The sequence below is a fragment of the Paenibacillus sp. FJAT-26967 genome (genome assembly GCF_001541095.1).
In the GTDB taxonomy this organism is placed as follows: Bacteria; Bacillota; Bacilli; order Paenibacillales; family NBRC-103111; genus Paenibacillus_F.
The window spans coordinates 287814-307133 of sequence record NZ_LMXH01000004.1; the positions used below are offsets into that span (position 1 = coordinate 287814).

The window sequence follows — 19320 nt, forward strand, 5'->3', positions numbered from 1 at the left end:
ACCGAGTACTTACCGCAGCGGGGCCACATTGAAGCAGGGGAGTTGTGGAAATTCACAGAAACGTGCTAGTTCTGGAATGGAATCGATTCCGCGGCATGGCGTACCTTTTGTACAAAAACCTCCACTGCCTTGGAACCTTCTAACGATGCAGAACGGACAATCGCGAACGAACGGGTCAGTTTGCTGCCCCCGATTCCGATATTGACAATTTCTCCTGCCTCAAGCTCCCTGCGGACAATCCAGCGGGACAAAAAGGCGATACCCAGACCGGCCGCCACGGCTTCCTTGATGCTCTGGCTGCTGCTGAACATGAAGGATCTTCTGACACGAAGGTTCCACTCGGCGATTAACTGGTCGCTGAAATTGCGAGTGCCCGATCCCGTCTCACGCCATACCCACGTCTGATCCTGCAGAGCATGAAGATTAAAGGGCTTATGGGCAAGCGGGTGATCATGCGGCGCTACGAGAATCATCTCATCTTCCATGAAGGGCTCCACGGACAGATCGCTTGCATCTGTATGGCCTTCGATCAACCCGATATGAAATTGATCGTGCCGGACTCCATGTACGACTTCAACGGTATTGGCGATGGTCGAGTGGATATCGACTTGAGGGTACTGTTTGGCGTAATCCGCGAGCAGACGAGGCAGAATATATTCACCGATGGTAAAACTCGCGCCAATGCGCAAAGAGCCTGTCACGACGTGCTTGAGCGCATCAATCTCTTGGCGTGCCTCATCGTAGAGGCGGAGGATCTTGCGGGCACGGGTGTAAAGAAGCTCGCCGGCTTCTGTTAACTGGACGCGTTTGGGAGAGCGGTTAATCAGTTTCGAATCGAATTCCTGCTCCAGGCTCCGGATATGCTGGCTAACGCCCGGCTGTGAAATATTAAGGGCTTCCGCAGCCCTGGAAAAATTCCTATGCTCGGCAACCGCTGCAAATACGCGCAGATGATCGACAATCATGCGTTCCTACCTCCGTTCGTAAGGCGGGTCCAGCTTTCCTTAAGAGAACTTCCTGTCAAAAGGAAGCCGCCGCTCTTCATAACGATATTGTATCATAAGTAAATGTAATGATTGAGATTGTGTATTCGTATTTCCTATTCCTGAGGAACGCTTCTATAGTTAAGGTATGAAAGACACGAGAAACGCAGAACATCCGGCAGCCAGTCACAAGAATGGAGTGAGTCACCATGAAAACAACGATACAGGTCCGGGCTCTTGGGCTAAAAATAAAAAATGGCATCTTGCACCCTAAGGATGCTGAACATGAAGGCAGCCTGCCTTCAGAAAACAGAGATGCCTGCAAACCATCCGCTCAGGCATCACAGGAACAGTCCGATTCCGGCATCCGCCCGCAAGCGGACCCCGCGGATTCGACAGCGGGTGTCACAGGCCGCTCCCCGGACGGGGACGCCTCTGCTTCCTCGCCGCGGAGCCCGCTGAAACGGATGACCGAGCTCCTGCCCGGAATCGGCATGACCCTGATTATCGCCCTCGTGGCCAAAGCATTGGCACAGCTCCCTGGAGCAGGAATGATCGGGCAGCTCGTTCTGGCACTCCTGCTCGGTATTGTCTGGCGCGCTGCGCTGCCCGTTCCGGCTCCGGCCTCAGCCGGTCTTGCATTCGCCAACAAGAAGCTGCTCCGCTGGGGAATCATCCTGCTCGGCATGAGGCTCAGTCTTGCCGATGTGGTCCAGGCAGGTCCCGCCGTGTTCGCCGCGGCGGCAGTCAACATTGTCTTCGCCATCGCGGTCGTGTACGCCATCGCGCGGCGGATGAAGGTCGGGCCGGAGCTGGCCATGCTGGCGGCCTGCGGGACCGGAATTTGCGGCGCCGCGGCTATAGCCGGCGTATCTCCGCAAATCAAGGCCAGTGACGACGACACGGCTGTCGGCGTCACGGTCATTGCCTTACTCGGCACGCTGTTTACGGTCGCGTATACCCTCGCGTATCCGCTGCTGGGCTTCACGCCTGCCGAGTACGGGCTGTTCTCCGGCGCGACGCTTCATGAGATCGCGCATGTAGTAGCCGCAGCCGCACCGGGCGGCAGCGCTTCGGTCGACGCCGCGCTCGTCTCGAAGCTGACGCGCGTTGCCCTGCTGGCGCCGGTTGCCCTAGCGCTGGGTGTGTGGGCGGCCCGGCGTGAGCGCCGCAGCAGTGCAGGCGGAGCAGGCGCCGCGGGCCAGCCTGACGGCAGACCGCGCAGAGCGGGCGTGCCGGTGCCCTGGTTCATCGGCGGCTTCCTGCTCGCCGCCGGATTGAACACGCTCGGCATCGTGCCGGCCGGAGCTGCCGAAACCGCCGTTCAAGGCGCGTATCTGCTCATTGCGATGGCGATGGCCGGTCTTGGCCTTAACGTAAACCTGGCGGTCTTCCGCCGCCATGGCGTACGCGCCGCAGGTGCCGTGCTTCTCGGCTCGGTGCTGTTGTCGGCGCTCGGCATCGCGGAAGTGTATATCCTGCGAATGGTCGGCTAGACGGGCAGGATGTACGGTTTAGAGCTCGATGTGTCTCGGCAAGAGCCTCATCTGGCGGAACTTTACCGGGCATGCTAATCCTGAGTGTACCGGTGGCGCTGCATGGAGGGGATCGAACACCTATGCGAAGCGGCGTTAAGCTTCAATAGCAGATTGCCGGCATGACAAATTCAGGATGAACATTCCTTTTTATTTCATAAGGGACCTCCCTTTGATGGTAAGACCCCATGTAGAGCAGCGGCGGCAGACTATGAGCCGGATTCTGAGCGGGTCAGGAATACCGGATAAGGGGCGTCTCTTTTTTAACCGAAATTTACCGGTTGTAACTAAGCAGGAAGTAGTGGCTCATAGTGGCTCATCTATCTTCCTTTTTAATTAACAAGTTAGCTGAAATAGTCTATAATTACATATTATACCTTTTTGGCTGTTTGGAATGAAACTCAAATAGATTCTTTGTAATCCTTGCAAGCCCCTTTCGTTTATTGCTGCGGACAGTTGGGAACACTTTCATTGGATAGAGGAAGCTGTAAGACGGGTTTCTATAAACAATTCTTATTTGATAATTAGATCAAAGCTTGTTTCAAATACTCCCTATCTGGGTATAGATCTAGTTGATACTATAAAGGAGGCGTTCAGGTTGCAAATTACTTATCACGGACATTCTTGCTTTTTGGTGGAAAACGATGGACACCGACTGCTTATTGACCCTTATTTAAGTGAAAATACGCAGGCTGTAGCTAATCCGGAAGAGATTCAAGCGGACGCGATCCTGCTTACACACGGACATCACGATCACATTGCAGATGCTGCTGATATTGCGAGAAAAAATGACTGCGTCATTATTGCCAATTATGAAATTGCCGCTTATTTTGCTTCTATGGGGCTAAAAACGTTCGCTATGAATGTGGGCGGAAGTGCTAAATTCGAATGGGGAATCATTAAATATACGCTTGCTTTCCATACATCCGCTATCGAGATTGAGCCCGGCAAGTTTATTAATGGGGGCGCTCCGGCGGGAATCCTGCTGACGATGGGCGATAAAACGTTCTATCATGCCGGGGATACCGCGCTGTTCGGGGATATGAAGCTCTATGGTGAGATGTATAATATTGATGTTGCTGCACTGCCGATCGGCGATGTGTTTACGATGGGACCGGAGGAAGCGGTGCTTGCGGCGACCTGGCTGCGTGCCAAGAAGTATATTCCTATCCACTACAATACGTTCGATGTGATCAAACAGGACGCAAGCGAATGGATTCAAAAGCTGAAATTGGCCTATCAGGATGGAGTACGCCTGGCGCCGGGGGAAACATTAGACGTCTAGTCATCGCCTGAGCCAGCATCTTGCCGGCCGGCCGGGGCTGCCATGTACTTATGAGTACAGAGGCAGCCTTCCTTGTTTCTGTTCTTGATCTGTCCTTGATAAGGGTAGAGAAAACTTGTCGCAAAACTGGTAAACTAAAGAGATCACAAAAGGAAGAAACCGCCATTCACGGTAGACGCGGCAGGTGGCTCTTTCGGAGGAGAATCATACATGTCACCACAATCAGCAGTTAAAAAACCAAGGGAAACCAAACATATTGCGACAATCTCGCTGGGCGTTATGGGAGCGGGCTTCCTGGCCACGCTTCCATTTGCGCCTCACACGGCCGGAGCTTTTCTCCAGAGTGGATTTGAAGCGGGACTTGTCGGAGGTCTCGCGGACTGGTTCGCCGTCACGGCGCTGTTCCGTCATCCGCTGGGAATTCCGATCCCGCATACCGCGCTGCTGCCGAACAACCGGGCGCAGCTTACCAATGCGGTCGTGAACGCGGTGGAAGAGAATTTGCTCGGCAAGGAGAGCATTGCCCTGCGCATCGGACAGATGCGCCTGGTCGAGATGATGCTTGCCAAGGCGGAGGAGGCGCTGCGATCGGAGGGAGCCCGCGAAGCGGTGGGCAATGCCTGCCGGTACGCGCTGGAGCGGCTGCCGGTAGAGAAGACGGCGGCTTTCGCCGCCCAGCAAGTGCGCCGGGCTGCCGGGGAGATTAACCCGGAAGCGGCCATTGCGCTGGTGGTCGATCAGGTGCTGACGCACGGCTATGAGGAGCCTGCGTTCGACTTCCTGATCGACCGGGCTGAGCGCTGGGCTGTACGCGCGGACACGCGGCATATGCTCGGCGAAATCGCCGAGGGGGTGATCCATGGCATCGAGATGAACGGGCTGATGCAGTTCGCCAAGAACGCCTTCCTCGGATTTATGTCCGGGGAACGCCTCGGCGCCCTGCTGCAGAATGCCCTGCTCGATAACTTGGCGGCTATGCGCCTGAACGGCCACCGCAACCGTGAGGCGCTGCTCGGTATGATTCGTCAGGAGCTGACGAATATGAAGGAGAATGAGCGCCTGCATGCCGGAATCGCGGCCTTCGTCCGGGAGCTGCCGGACAAGCTCCAGCTGGAGGAGCGGCTGGAGAAGCTGATCTCCGGCTGGCGTGACAAGCTGCTCCTAGAACTGCAGAACGGCCGCCTGCTTGATGACACCATCATGCCGCTGCTGGAGGAGGGCATCCGCAAGCTCCGCAGCGATGAGGCTACTATCCATAAGCTGGAGGAGTGGCTGAAGATGCAGATTACCGAGTTCGTCGAGCGGAATCACTCCAAGATCGGTGCGCTTGTGCGCGAGAATGTGGACAAGATGGACAACGCTATGCTGATTGAGTTTATTGAGAACAAGGTGGGCAAGGATTTGCAGTGGATCCGGGTCAACGGCGCGGTCTGCGGTTTTGTCATCGGACTGGGGCTTGAAGGAATCCGGATGTTGTTCGGTTAATAGGCCGTTGTTATAGGGTGTGGACTTTCCGTAAAGACTCCTGTGGAAAAAATCATCTTTGTGTAGGCAAAAGAACAGGCACGAATGCCTCTCCTTCCGTATGCTAAATCAGAAATAACCGAAGGGAGAGGTTCGATATGAGTCACCATCATCATCAACACCATAATAAATGTCTCTGTCCGGAAAAACAGGTATTTGATCCGCCGACAAGAGTCTATCGTGATTTCTACCACCCTCAAATCGTAGAGGTTGTTCATCCCGTTGAAATCGTGAATCGTCATCACTGTGTTCCGGTACCCAAACACGTTTATTGTTATACGGTAAGAGATGAGTTCTGCCCGTCTCCAATTCGTTAATGATCACGGGTCCGCTTCTTTAACATCGAACGAAATCCGCCTCCGTGTTTACCCGGACGTGGATTTTTTTTACTTATTAAAAGGAACGGGGAATGTTTCATGAGACGCCGGAATGGCTTAGACTATTAGTAAGGCAGGCTTTAACGGAACTGGAAAAAGAGTGCTTAACGGTGGAATAAGACAAGGAGGAACGCGTCATGATACGGATCGGTTTAGCCGGGTGGGGGGATCATGATGATCTCTATACGACTCCTTCTGAGAAAAGAGACAAACTCCAGACTTATGCGGGGCATTTCCCGGTGGTGGAGTTAGACAGTTCCTTCTATGCCGTCCAGTCTACCCGCAATATGGAGAAATGGGTTCAGGAGACTCCGGCCGGATTCGGCTTTGTCGTGAAAGCTTATCAGGGCATGACAGGACATTTGAGAGGCAAAAATCCGTTTGAACATGAAGAAGACATGTTCCGCGCATTTGTGCAGTCTTTAGAGCCGATGCGACAGGCGGATAAGCTGAAAATGGTGTTATTCCAATATCCGCCCTGGTTTGATTGCAGCCGTGAGAACGTGGAGATCCTGCGCGAAGCAAGGAGCCGGATGCAGAATCTTCCCGTTGCCGCTGAATTCCGGCACCAGAGCTGGTACAGCGCGGATATGCAGGAGAAGACGCTCCGCTTCCTGAAGGAAGAAGGCTGGATACATACGGTCTGCGATGAACCGCAGGTTGGCAGCGGGTCCGTACCCATTGTGCTGCAGGCTGCCAACCCGGACGTCACCTTAGTGCGTTTCCACGGCCGCAACGCGGGGGGCTGGGTAGGGGCTCCACCGGGGAAAAGCTGGCGCGATGTCCGCTACCTCTACCGCTATAACAGAACGGAATTGCAGGAGTGGGCGGATCGTCTCAAGACGCTGGAGCGCAGCAGCAAGGAAGTCTGTGTGATCTTCAACAACAATTCAGGCGGCGATGCGGCGGCGAATGCCAAGGAATTGTCTTCTATGCTGGGGATTAAGCCGGAGGGATTAGCTCCCAGACAGCTGGATCTTTTCGAGGGATAGCTTTCTTGTACGCGGGCAATAAAATAGATTAATTCATAAATAAGAGGCATGCTGCTGCATGGCTCTTATATTTTTGCAGCTTGAATTAGGATGGGTTATTATCCAAATATGTCCAAACGGGGAAGGTTGATATAAGATAGAGCTGAACCTGGTTTTATTAGGATAGGTGAAAAAATCGAGGGGTGTAAATTTGTGATTGCTCTCATTACTTTGACTACTTTTATCGGATTATTGGCTTTAGCGATTTTTGCGGGACCTCCCGGAGGCTTGATTATTGTATCTCTTCTGCTTGGAATCGCATATGCGACTTACCGGAAGGTTCTTCAAATCCATAGCGATCTGCAACGGATCAAGGAGACGTTAGGATTGGCGGAAATCGCGGGAGATAAGCTGCCAGAACCAATCATGGAAAGAAAACTGGAACGGTTGGAGCCTATAGTTACTGTGACAGGAGCGATTGATCAAAACGCAAGGTGCAGGCACTATCACGCAGATAACGATATCGTGGGAATTAAGTTTAAATGCTGTGATACGTATTACGGGTGTTATCAGTGTCACCAGGAGCTTGCGGGCCACCCGTCTGTAACCTGGAAAAGAAGCGATAGGAATGCAAAGGCCGTCTTATGCGGCAATTGCGCATCTGAGATGAGTATCCGCAGCTATTTGGAATGCGGAGATACATGTCCTTACTGCCGAAGCCTGTTTAATCCCGGCTGCAAAAAGCATTATTCGCTTTATTTTGAGGAATAAAACCGGGGGCGGATTGGATAGCTCGTTAACTATCGGCTGCGGCTATGGCGGGGTGATCTGTTTTGAATGGAGATTGGGGCTGTGGGAGCCCTTCATTCAGCAACCCAAAAGCCTGTAGATCCGGCTCCTTACGGAACTTGATCTACAGGCTTTCTTGTGCGGATAGACCTGCCTACCGTTCCAGACGGTTGACCCGCTGCTCCAGACGGTCGATGCGCTGGTCCAAGCGGTTCACTTCGCGGGTCAGACGGTTGACTTCCCTGTCAAGCTGGTTAAACTCGCGCTCCAGGCGCGACACCCGCTGCTCCAGTCCGCCTCCCGGCCCCGGACCGGGTCCAGGTCCAGGTCCAGGTATCGGGCCCGGACCGTACACCGGAATAAGGAGCCGCTGACCCACATAAATGTTCAGGCTTGTTAAATTATTGGCACGGAGTATGGCTTCCACGGTTGTATTATAGCGGTTCGCTATATTGAACAATGTGTCACCGGGCTGCACGACATAAGTAATCATGTAACGTTCCTCCCCATCACGGAGTTGTTGAGATGCCTACCCGCATTGTATGCCGGATATAGGCATCTGGCCCCCGGCATGTGCCCAATCTCAGCAAGAAATATAGGCCCAAAATTTCCATTGCCGACTTGTGGACATTTATGCTAGATTGAAGCGACAGAATTGATTTCCAAATATTTCATGGAAGATGGGGTCTACAAATGATGAAGCGTCATACACTCCAGATGTACCTGCTAGCATTCCTGCTTATCTTGTCTACGGTAGGCATGGGGGCTGCATCCCCGGTTCAAGCCGCCGAGACAGATGAACTGCCGCAAATCATTGCGCGCACATCTCCCTCCGTTGTTGCCATAATAGGCAAGCCCAGCAGCGGGAAAGCCGATAAGGATACAGATAAAGACCGCTATAACTTAGCGCACGGTACGGGAGTTATTATTAAATCAAGCGGAGTTATTATCACCAATGCTCACGTCGTCAAGAGTATGTCCAATCTGGTCATCGTCACCTCCGACGGTAAGTCGCACAACGGCAAAGTGACACACTTGGATGAACAGAGTGATCTTGCGCTGGTCAAGATCGAGGCAACCGGACTCCCTGCGGCTGCATTCGCTAATCCCAAAGACGTTCATGTCGGAGAGACCGTTGTTGCCATCGGCACGCCCGTTTCTTTTGCTCTCCGCAATTCCGTCACCGTGGGGATTGTCAGCGGCATCGATCGCTCGGTGAACAACCAATACCAGCTGATCCAGACGGATGCGGCCATTAATCCCGGCAACAGCGGGGGCGCGTTAGTGAATAAAAAAGGCGAAGTTGTCGGAATTAATACCCTTAAATACGCAGAGTTTGGGGTGGACAACCTCGGTTTCGCCATACCGGTTGATACCATTAATTATGTACTCAAACATTTTGAAGCATATGGCAAGGTGAAACGTCCTTACCTGGGGCTTAAGCTGGAAGAAAGCTGGGAAGCAATCGTGGGCTTGCCCTCTGATGACGGCTTAAGCGTCGATTATGTCGAGCCGGATTCCCCGGCAGCCAAAGCCGGCTTCAAAGAAGGAGACAACCTGATCTCCCTTGGCGGGACTTCTGTGACGACGGCCGTACAATACAACGAGCTGCTCAAACAGTATCTTCCCGGCCAGAAAATCAGCCTGACTGTACAATCAGGCGGTTCTACGGTGAATCGGGAAGTTACGCTTGGCGAAGAAGCTGACAGCCCAGCCAAGGAAACTGTAATTAATGAAGATTCAGGGCTAAATACGGATCGCGGGAAAACAAAGATCGGTGACAGCGTTCAAGGCTGGTCGATGAAATATCCATCAGGACTAAGCAAGCAGTCTCAAAGTGCTGAGGGAGAGAAGGTGCAGTTTGCGGATGCGAAGGGCGAATTCTCTCTGGCCATCCAAGTCGAGTCTCTCGAGGGAAGAGAGTTGTCATCCGCTGCGCTCCTTAAGATGGCCTCCGAAGCTAAGTTTGGCACAACACTGGAGAAGCAGTATGTCAAGAACGGAAACCAGCCTTATGCCAAAGTGGCAGGTAAGCTTGGAGACAGCTATTATCAGATCCGCCTTCATCAGCATAAGGACAAGCTTTATATGCTGCTGCTGACCTATTATCAGGATCCGGAAAGCGGTACTAAGGTAGGAGCGGCCAAGTATAACGACCTGCTCGATAGTTTCAAGACTTCATTTGACAGCAAAGACACGAAGCTTAAAGATATCGCCAGACCATCCGGCAGCAGCGGGCAGAACATATCCAACGATTTTGGAGTGGCGCTCACGATACCGGACAAATGGCGTCAGCTCCCGTATTCTCCGCAAGCCCAGTTCTATAATGATTCCATGACACAAAGCCTGTCGATTGATGTCACTTCATTGACGGAGGGAGATACTCTGGAGGCTTGGATATCTCGGGACAAGAAGAACTTTGAAGAAACTTATACGTCCAAATACAGGGAGATCTCGGATGTCAGAGACGGTAAGATCGACGGAATGATTTCCAAGGAGCAGACCTTCTCATCGACCATGGGAGATAAGTGGGAAAGCGAACACCATATTTATGTAGTCAAGGACAGCTATAAATACAAATTTTCAATTTATTATCCCAAAGACCTGAACGCGGATGAAGCTGACCGTCTGAAAAGCTCCGTGATTGCTTCCATTCGTATAGACGGCAAAAGCATGGACCCTGCTATTGGAATTATTCAGGACGAGAATGAGCTGCTGGACAAAGACAAAACAACAACGGTTGTAAACAAGGACTACGGCTATTCCGTGAAGCTTCCGGAAACTTGGACCGAGGAATATGCTTCCGATTATGAAGATTCTATTCTGGAGAATGGAGAATCGTTCTTGTATAGCTTTGTTGGCGGTTATCTGGCTGTGGATGCGGTTGAAGGAGATGATTGGGAGACGGCTGCAGACGAACGCTCCACAGAGCACGAGGATAGTTCGCAAACCGATTCTGATTACAAATACACATCCAAAGACATACAATTGTTCGGGACAACGGCCCGTAAGCTCACCGTGAATTATTCGATCCGCAAAGTGGCTTACGAAGAGACGGAGTACATTTTCTCCCGGAACGGATACGTTTACCTGGTCAGAACCCGAATCAACGATGCTGTACGGACGGATGCAAATAAGGAACGCCTTGAGAAAGCCCTGCAATCACTAGAGTTTCAGAAATAGACGGCAGGAGCGAATAGAAGAATTGGGATTGCATGTCTATTCCCCTTCTTTTACAATGAGCTTACCAGGAACAGACGGCGGAGAGACGCGTTCTCCCGGCCGTCTGTTTTTCATTTATCCGCATGAAGAGGGGACATAGGACATGCATACACTCGGAGCTATCGAAGCGGGCGGGACTAAATTTGTTTGTGCGGTGGGAAGAGAAGACGGTACAGTTCTAGAACGCATCAGCTTTCCGACAACAACGCCGGAAGAAACGATGGCCTCCGTCATTCATTTTTTCGAGGACAAGGAAGTTGAAGCGATCGGGGTAGGCTCTTTCGGGCCGGTTGATCCGAATAAACAAAGCCCGACTTATGGATATATCACCACGACCCCCAAGCCTCATTGGGCTCATTACGATATGCTTGGCGAGCTGCGGAGGCGCTTTAATATCCCTATGGAGTTCGATACGGATGTAAACGGCGCAGCGCTTGGCGAGATGACCTGGGGGGCAGCCCGCGGGCTGCATAACTGTCTGTACATTACGGTCGGAACGGGCATCGGGGCCGGGGCTATCGCAAACGGCAGGGTCATCCATGGTCTGGCACACCCGGAAATGGGGCACCTGCTGCTCCGCCGGCATCCGCAGGACCCTTACGCGGGCAGGTGTCCGTACCACGGTGACTGCCTGGAAGGTCTTGCCGCCGGGCCCGCGATCGAAGCGCGCTGGGGTGTGAAAGCCAGCGAACTTGCCGCGGATCATCTGGCGTGGGAGATTGAAGCCGATTATTTGGCGAAAGCATTGATGAGCTACGTGCTGGTCTTGTCGCCGGAGAAAATTATTATGGGCGGCGGAGTCATGAAGCAGGAGCAGCTCTTTCCGCTTATCCGCGGCCGCTTCCAGCAGCTGATGAACGCTTATGTCCAGAAGCCGCAGGTACTTGCGGATATTGATGCTTACATTGTGGCTCCGCAGCTGGGAGATAACGCGGGTATTTGCGGCGCTCTGGCGCTTGCTTCCAAGGCGCTCGGATTAAAAATCGGATAGACACAAGGTATTCCGCACCTGTTCCTTAACCGGGACAGGTATTTTTTTATCCTACTTAAGAATGAGTACAATCGTCCTAAATATTGTCACGGGTTAAAGTGATAATGATTATCAACTTCATTGACAATAGTCTGGGCGTATCTTACACTTAGGGTAGAATTGACGGTCATCGGTCTATCCGATACGGCCGTGACAGCAAAGGGGTTTGCCGTCTTGCCTCTCAGAACGAATACCGCCAGAACAATAGGACTTATTGCAGGTGTCGTGCTGCTCATTCTGGCAATGGGCTGCAGCATCGTATACGGATATACAGGAACTACATGGCGGACCGCATGGGATGCTTACCAATCTTTCAATGGCTCTAACGAACATCTGATCATCCGGGAAGCCCGGATGCCCAGAGCGCTGATTGCAGCGGCTGTCGGCTCCAGCCTGGCAGTTGCAGGCGTGCTTATGCAGGCGCTGACCAAGAACCCGCTTGCTTCACCCGGACTGCTCGGCATTAATGCGGGCGCGGGACTGCTGATTGTGATCGCGATGTCCATCTTGTCCATCAGCTCCATGACCTCACTGGCCTGGATCGCCTTTCTGGGGGCCGCCCTCGCTGCGGCTGTTGTGTTCATGCTTGGTTCTGCCGGACGCGAAGGGCTCACGCCGATGAAGCTCACACTGGCGGGTGCCGCAATCGCCGCACTTGCGAATTCGTTGACGCAGGGTGTCCTGCTTTCCAATGAAACACGCATCCAGGATGTGCTCTACTGGCTCGCAGGTTCGATTGAAGGCCGCAAGCTGGATGTGCTGCTGCCGGTTCTTCCTTATCTGGGCGCTGCTTGGATTGTGGCCCTGCTGATCTCCAGTCAGATTAATGTGCTGATGATGGGCGACGATGTGGCCGTAGGTTTGGGACAACGGACCGCGGCTATCAAGCTTACTGCCGCAGTTGTCGTCGTGTTCCTTGCTGGCGGGTCTGTCGCCGTCGCGGGTCCGATCGGTTTTATCGGCATTATTGTGCCGCATTTGGTAAGGTTCATGTCAGGCGTGGATCACCGATGGGTGATTCCTTATGCGGGAGTATTCGGAGCGCTGCTTCTGGTTCTCGCCGACACGCTGGCCCGTTTCATTATTATGCCGCAGGAAGTGCCGGTCGGAGTAATGACCGCATTCATCGGTACACCGTTCTTCATCTATATCGCACGGAGGGGGTTTAAGGCTTCCTCATGAGTCGTTACAAACATATTCGGTTGAATAAGCCTCCCATTTCGTTTGTTCTTGATAAACGCGCTCTTCTCGTTACGGGCGTACTTCTGGCCATTCTCATCTTGCTGATGCTGGTCGCTACTGGAACGGGCGAGATCAAGATGAGTCCGCTTCAGGTCCTGAAGACTCTCCTGGGTATGGGGGCGCCGCAGGATGAACTCATTATCCACACGTTCCGGCTGCCACGTGTCCTGGTAGCCGTCCTGGTCGGAGCGGCCCTGGCTATGTCCGGGGCGATCATGCAGGGCGTCAGCCGCAACCCGCTGGCGTCCCCGGACATCATCGGCATTACCGATGGTGCCGGCGTGTTCGTCGTCGCCTTCATCGTGGCGACGGCCGGTACCGGCAGCGCCTTCCTGGCGAAGGCCGAATACCTGCCGCTTGCGGCATTCATCGGCGCTTCGCTGACGGCACTGGTCATTATGGCGCTGGCCTGGAAGAACGGGCTGCCGCCCGTCAGGCTGGTGCTGATCGGCATCGGTATCGCGGCTTCACTGGCCGCACTGAATACGATGCTGATCCTGATGGCACCGCCGGTCCTGACCACCCAGGCCATCACATGGAAGGTCGGCAGCGTGTACGGCTCCAACTGGAGCCATGTCGGCACGCTGGCTGCATGGATCGCCGTCCTGACGCCGATTCTCGCTTACATGATGCGAGGCATGAACGTGCAGGCGCTCGGCGATTCGGTCGCTACCGGCGTCGGCAGCCGGGTGAACCGGCAGCGCGTCGTGCTGATTCTGCTCAGCACCGCGCTCGCGGGTTCCGCCGTTGCCTTCGGCGGCGGTATCGCCTTCGTCGGGCTGATCGCGCCTCACATGGCGCGGCGGCTCGTAGGCAGCGCGTACGGCGCGCTGCTGCCGGCTTCAGCGCTGTTCGGCGCTCTGGTCGTGCTGCTGTCCGATTATATCGGACGCACGGCGTTTCCGCCGCATGATTACCCCGCAGGTATTTTTACCGCCTGCGTGGGAGCGCCCTACTTCATCTACTTACTGTACAAATCACGGAACATGTAAGGTTGGTTCCCGTCATATAAAATCTACACACGAGACACTGCCGCTACAGACAATAATCGGGGGCGTCATTATTTTGACAGCACCGTCCGCAAGGCCCATCTTTACTTGGCAAAGGAGATTGAGCGTATGTATGGAATCGAAACCAAGTCGCTGACGCTATCATATAATCAAACGGATATTATCGAGGATCTCGATCTGGAGATTCCTAAAGGTCAAATTACCGTCTTGATCGGCTGTAACGGCTGCGGTAAATCGACCCTGCTCCGCTCCATGGCCCGTCTGATGAAGCCAAAGGACGGAGCGGTGCTTCTCAACGGACAGGAGATCGCCAAGCAGTCAACTAAAGAAGTAGCCCGTCAGATGGCTATTCTGCCGCAAGGTCCGACTGCTCCCGAGGGTATGACGGTTTTTCAGCTCGTCAAACAGGGCCGCTATCCTCACCAGAACTGGCTGAAGCAGTGGAGTAAAGAGGATGAGGCCGCTGTTAACCGCGCGATGGAAGCAACAGGCATGGCCTCACTTGCCGAGCGGCAAGTGGATTCTTTGTCTGGAGGACAGCGCCAGCGTGCCTGGATCGCGATGACGCTGGCACAGGGTACGAACACGATTCTGCTCGACGAGCCGACTACGTATCTCGATATGACTCACCAGATCGAAATTCTGGATCTGCTGTGGGAACTGAACGAGCGTGAGAACACGACCATCGTTATGGTTCTTCACGATCTTAACCTGGCGTGCCGTTACGCTCATCACATTGTAGCGCTGAGCGACAAGAAGGTATATGCCGCGGGCAAGCCGGAGGAAGTTGTAACCGAGGAATTGATCCGTAATGTGTTCGGGCTTAACTGCCGACTTGTGCGCGACCCGATTTTTGGTACACCGACTTGCGTACCGTTCGGCAAGGGCCGCAGAGTTCCCGGCTGCGAAGAGAACTGCGAACAGCCATGTATTGAAGTTGCGCTTTAACCTTCACGGGGAATATTTTCTGAAAGCCAGCCTTCCTAATTAAAGGACTGCTGGTTTTTTTGCGTTTAAGTTCACAGCTTATAAGGCTGAAGAGGCAATTACTTAGGCCCGGGTAAGGATATACTATTCATTAGATATCCACCGTTCTTTTTTAAAAGTTGGATAAGGCTTTACCGGAACGGGATGTCCTTCAAGATCTAATCAACCTCCGGTTAATAATACTGGACAGGCAGAATCTTTTTCGTATAGAATAAAACCTTGTTTCCAATAAGGACATTCTTAACATAAGCAGGTGACAACATGAGTGACGTGAGTTCAGACAAAGCAGCAGGTAAAGGCGGCGGGGAACGTTTCTCTTCCCTCGGGTTCATTATGTCCGCAATCGGAAGTGCGATCGGCCTCGGGAATTTGTGGAAATTTCCTTACATTACAGGACTGTACGGTGGCGCAGCCTTTGTGCTGATTTTCATCTTTTGCCTTCTCATCGTAGGCATGCCGGTACTGCTGGCGGAAATGGCAATCGGACGGGCAGGCAGAGGGAATGCTTCTTCTTCTTTCCGCAACCTGGCCTCATCCGGACGCTGGGGCTTTTTTGGCTTCATCGGTGTGTTCGGTTCGTTTATGATTACTTCGTTCTACTCGGTCATTGCGGGATGGACGCTGCATTATGCGTTAAATTCTTTTACAGGCAAGCTCTACAATGGGGTAGACTATAATGTCCAGTTTGAAACCTTCACCTCAGGATACAGCCCGCTCGGCTGGCAGTTTCTTATTCTGGGGCTGTCAGCGTGGGTAATTGCCCGCGGGGTTTCCGGCGGAATCGAGAAATTTAATAAGGTGCTCATCCCGGCACTGGCAGTGGTGCTGCTTATTCTGATGGGTCGCGCACTGACGCTGCCCGGATCGGGTGAGGGCGTCGAATTCTTCCTGATGCCGGATTTTAGCAAGCTGACAGGTGAATCGATACTGGTGGCACTCGGACAAGCGTTCTTCTCCATGTCAGTGGGTATGGGGGTCATGATTACCTATGGCTCTTATGTGCAAAAAGAGCAGTCGCTTGGCAAGGCAACCGTCGCTGTAACCGGCGGGAACCTTCTGTATGCGATTATCGCCGGTCTGATTGTATTTCCCACCACCTTCTCGTTCGGATTGGAGCCTGCGCAAGGACCCGGCCTTGTGTTCGTCGTTCTTCCGGCTGCTTTCTCAGCCATGCCTCTGGGTGCAGCCTTCGGCGGCTTATTCTTCGTACTGCTGGCGATAGCGGCCTTCACTTCGATTCTCTCTCTGCTCGAAGTGCCGGTTGCGTTTGCTATGGATCGCTGGAAGTGGACACGGGCTAAAGCGACTGCATGGACAACAGCTGTCTGTTTTATTGTCGGTGTGCCTTCGGCTCTTTCCGTTGGGGGGGTACTAAGCGGGATTACGATCGGCGGGAAGAATATTTTCGATTCTCTGGACTTTGTGACCTCCAACGTTCTGCTGCCGGTCGGCGGTCTGGTCGTGACCTTGTTTATCGGGTACAAATCCAAACGGGCTATGGAAGAGGCGGGACTAAATGGGCCTATCTTGAAAATATGGGTCTTCCTGCTCCGGGTTATCATCCCGCCAATGATTGTGCTTATTTTCTTGTACTCGATCGGTGTCATTTGAGTGGTGATGTAAATCTGCTCATTTCTTTAGCATAAAGACATTGATGTTGCTTCATCCTATAGGGGTCTCTGACTAGGAATCCAGAACCAAATCAGACCGAGGGAGGCCCCAACATGGCAGACGAAGTACGTGAATACGACTCCAGCTTACAGTCGCAGAATCCAATTTCTCAAGCCCAGAATTCACTGGAAAAAGTGCACAACGCTGTTTCCCAGGCGTTGACGCATCCGACCGAGCAGTTGGAAGCGCAGGCTCATGCGGCAATCGGACATGCGGAGAGAGCTGCCGAGACGGCATCGCTCAGTCTGAATCAGCAGGCTTATGACGAAATAGAAGCCGGATTGCAGCAGGAGAAAGAGGATCTTCAGAACGGTACCCGCTCCTAACTGTCTGTTCTCCCGTGTTCCTTCTGCGCAGGATTCTCTGCCGGAAGGAACACGGGAGATTTTTATAGAAACGTGCTTTAGCTACTGCGTGGTACGTGGCGGGATTTTAGTTCGCGCCCGCTTTTATGATATGATTAAAGGAAGAAGTGTCCAGCAAAACCATCACTTATTGGGAGGGTTTATGAATATGCCTAAACATTTATCCGATTCTACCATTTTGAATAACGACGTCCGCATGCCTTGGTTCGGTCTTGGCGTCTGGAAAGCGACGGAGGGCGGTGAAGTGGAACGCGCTGTCCGTACCGCTATTGAGCTTGGATATAAAAGTATTGATACGGCTGCCGTGTACGGCAACGAAGCGGGTGTCGGCCAGGCGATCAAGGATAGCGGCGTAGCCCGTGAAGAGCTTTTCGTGACCACCAAAGTGTGGAACAGCAATCAAGGGTACGACACGACGCTGCAGGCATTTGAAGAGAGCCGCAACAAGTTGGGGCTGGATTACATAGATTTGTATTTGATTCACTGGCCGGTCAAAGACAAGTACAAAGAGACTTGGAAAGCGCTCGAAAAGCTGTACAGAGACGGAAGTGTCCGCGCCATTGGCGTCAGTAACTTCCAGGTGCATCATCTTGAAGACCTGATGCAGGGCAGTGAAATCGTGCCGGCCGTCAATCAGGTTGAATACCACCCGCGTCTGTCGCAGCGTCCGCTTCACGATTTCTGCCGCAAGAACCGCATTCAGCTTGAGGCCTGGAGTCCGCTTATGCAGGGCCAGCTGCTGAATAACCCGCTGCTCATCGAGATTGGCGAGAAGCACGGCAAGAACCCGGCGCAAATTATTTTGCGTTGGGATCTGCAGAACGAAGTCGTGACCATTCCTAAGTCCGTGACACCGGAGCGGATCGCGCAGAATGCCGATGTTTTTGACTTCGAACTGTCATCGGAAGACATGGAGCGCATTCATACGCTTAACCTGGATCAGCGTGTAGGCGCAGACCCGGACAACTTTAATTTCTAATTGAATTACATTTGCTTCACAGAGCTGCTTGGAGTCTTCGTGACTCAGGCAGCTTTTTTTGTTGCAGATATAAATTCATTTACAAAAAAGGTAAAATGTAGGTATGTCTAGGTGGGCTCGCTTGGAGGGAATTCAAACTTTGCTGATACAAGAAACTAAGAAGAAAAGAGGGATTTTTATTCACCTAAATAAAAATATTTTGTTTGTTCAAGTGCATGTGATTTGTACGATCCTGATTCTTATGAGTACAATCGGCTGCGCCAATCATGTTAATGATGAGCCGCAGCGAGTCCTGCCCGATTCGAATGTTCCCAAATCCAATCCGCCCATTATTGATAATGATGTAAGAATTGAAGGTAAAGCGACTCCTTATCCTCTTAATGTCCAGGACGCCTGCGGTTCAAACTTATTTATTGAGCGTGAGCCTGAGCGTGTCGTGATCCAAGGTGTCCGTGAAAAGGAATTTCTTATCGAAGCAGGGGCAGAGGACAAAATGATTGTTTTTGAAGGAAAAGGGATTGGCGGGTCTATTCATGAGACCGAGAGGAGAATTGCGGCGGAAACAAAGCCGGACCTTGTTATTCTGATCGGTGGAGAGGGTTCGTGTGAAAGTGCAGGCGCACTTGCTAAGCTAGGCATTCCCTCCTACGTGTCCGATCAATCTACCGTTAAGAGAATAGCCCGGGAGCTGCTGACAACCGGTATTGTACTGAATACACGAGAAAGTGCTGAGGAAGCCTCGGATCGGCTGCTGGAATCCATTCGTAACGTCGAAGAATCGGTATCCTCTGTAGAACAGGTATCCGTATACTGGGAGACTGGATTACAAATTGAATTTGAAGAAATCAAAGGATATTCAGCCCTCGGACCTGGCGCACTGGAGCATGACATGCTGACACTTGCGGGAGGAATTAATATAACGCAGGAATCGGCTCGGAATCCGTACAGGATTATAAAGAACCTGGATTCTATTATTCAGTCGGACCCGGATCATATCCTGATTTCGGGTTATGAACGACAGGCTTCCCGTGAATTTAAGGAAGTTGTACAACGTGAAGGATGGGATTCTTTACAGGCCGTTAAATCCGGCCGGGTGAAAGAACTTCCGGCTTCTTTTGGGTCTGTCCGCACACTTTCGTCGGACCTTTGTTTGTTATCGGAAATCCTTCATCCGCAGATCAGCCCGTCATCGGCTCAACAGAATCTGTTTAAGGATAACAATGGAAAACAAGACACCATGAAGAAATAATCCTACTGAGTAAGCTTGTAGAGGATACGGGTAGGAAGGACGGCCTTCTATATTGAGAAGAACAGGCATCCGCTCTTTGGCGTGCATCCCTGCTTGGCAAG

The 19320-nt window shown here is 52.5% G+C and carries 16 protein-coding genes; 14 read left to right on the forward strand and 2 right to left on the reverse strand.

Going from position 1 to position 19320, the window contains the following annotated elements:
• Positions 1-65: 65 nt before the first annotated feature.
• Positions 66-965 carry a LysR family transcriptional regulator gene (locus AR333_RS17680; RefSeq protein ID WP_068776690.1) on the reverse strand — a complete coding sequence of 300 codons (900 nt, stop codon included), beginning with the start codon at positions 963-965 and terminating at the stop codon, positions 66-68.
• 485 nt (positions 966-1450) lie between these two features.
• Between AR333_RS17680 and AR333_RS17685 the strand changes: the two genes are divergently transcribed.
• From AR333_RS17685 to AR333_RS25790, 5 genes are all read left to right on the forward strand, one after another.
• A complete protein-coding gene (locus tag AR333_RS17685) occupies positions 1451-2479 on the forward strand; it encodes a YeiH family protein (protein WP_068776751.1) in 1029 nt (342 codons plus the stop codon).
• A gap of 637 nt (positions 2480-3116) precedes the next feature.
• Entirely contained in the window at positions 3117-3803 is a 687-nt protein-coding gene (locus AR333_RS17690; RefSeq protein ID WP_068776691.1) for a metal-dependent hydrolase, read from the forward strand.
• 210 nt (positions 3804-4013) lie between these two features.
• Positions 4014-5288, forward strand: a complete 1275-nt coding sequence (locus AR333_RS17695; protein ID WP_068776692.1) for a DUF445 domain-containing protein — start codon at positions 4014-4016, stop codon at positions 5286-5288.
• Between the two features lie 553 nt (positions 5289-5841).
• Positions 5842-6696, forward strand: a complete 855-nt coding sequence (locus tag AR333_RS17700) for a DUF72 domain-containing protein (protein WP_068776693.1) — start codon at positions 5842-5844, stop codon at positions 6694-6696.
• A gap of 192 nt (positions 6697-6888) precedes the next feature.
• The gene (locus AR333_RS25790) at positions 6889-7446 is read left to right on the forward strand and encodes a CHY zinc finger protein (protein WP_367584695.1); all 558 of its coding nucleotides are present in this window, start codon (positions 6889-6891) and stop codon (positions 7444-7446) included.
• A gap of 172 nt (positions 7447-7618) precedes the next feature.
• Here the strand turns inward: AR333_RS25790 and AR333_RS17710 are convergent, their stop codons facing one another.
• Entirely contained in the window at positions 7619-7957 is a 339-nt protein-coding gene (locus tag AR333_RS17710; RefSeq protein ID WP_068776694.1) for a LysM peptidoglycan-binding domain-containing protein, read from the reverse strand.
• A gap of 200 nt (positions 7958-8157) precedes the next feature.
• Between AR333_RS17710 and AR333_RS17715 the strand changes: the two genes are divergently transcribed.
• The 9 genes from AR333_RS17715 to AR333_RS17755 all read left to right on the forward strand — a co-directional run bounded on the left by AR333_RS17715 (position 8158) and on the right by AR333_RS17755 (position 19219).
• Complete coding sequence (locus AR333_RS17715) at positions 8158-10647, forward strand: S1C family serine protease (protein WP_068776695.1); 2490 nt, start codon at positions 8158-8160, stop codon at positions 10645-10647.
• 142 nt (positions 10648-10789) lie between these two features.
• On the forward strand, positions 10790-11677 hold the full coding sequence (locus tag AR333_RS17720; protein ID WP_068776696.1) for an ROK family protein: 888 nt from the start codon (positions 10790-10792) through the stop codon (positions 11675-11677).
• Between the two features lie 213 nt (positions 11678-11890).
• The gene (locus AR333_RS17725) at positions 11891-12898 is read left to right on the forward strand and encodes an iron ABC transporter permease (RefSeq protein ID WP_068776697.1); all 1008 of its coding nucleotides are present in this window, start codon (positions 11891-11893) and stop codon (positions 12896-12898) included.
• Positions 12895-13950, forward strand: coding sequence for an iron chelate uptake ABC transporter family permease subunit (locus AR333_RS17730; RefSeq protein WP_068776698.1), 1056 nt, complete (start codon positions 12895-12897; stop codon positions 13948-13950). Before AR333_RS17725 ends, AR333_RS17730 begins: the two co-directional genes overlap by 4 nt.
• Positions 13951-14076: 126 nt before the next feature.
• Positions 14077-14916 (forward strand): ABC transporter ATP-binding protein, encoded by an 840-nt coding sequence (locus AR333_RS17735; protein ID WP_068776699.1) that lies wholly within the window; start codon positions 14077-14079, stop codon positions 14914-14916.
• Between the two features lie 300 nt (positions 14917-15216).
• Positions 15217-16566, forward strand: a complete 1350-nt coding sequence (locus AR333_RS17740; protein WP_068776700.1) for a sodium-dependent transporter — start codon at positions 15217-15219, stop codon at positions 16564-16566.
• A gap of 113 nt (positions 16567-16679) precedes the next feature.
• A complete protein-coding gene (locus tag AR333_RS17745) occupies positions 16680-16952 on the forward strand; it encodes a hypothetical protein (RefSeq protein WP_068776701.1) in 273 nt (90 codons plus the stop codon).
• A gap of 187 nt (positions 16953-17139) precedes the next feature.
• Positions 17140-17970, forward strand: coding sequence for an aldo/keto reductase (locus AR333_RS17750; RefSeq protein WP_068776702.1), 831 nt, complete (start codon positions 17140-17142; stop codon positions 17968-17970).
• Between the two features lie 121 nt (positions 17971-18091).
• Entirely contained in the window at positions 18092-19219 is a 1128-nt protein-coding gene (locus AR333_RS17755) for an ABC transporter substrate-binding protein (protein WP_068776703.1), read from the forward strand.
• Positions 19220-19320 lie beyond the last annotated feature (101 nt).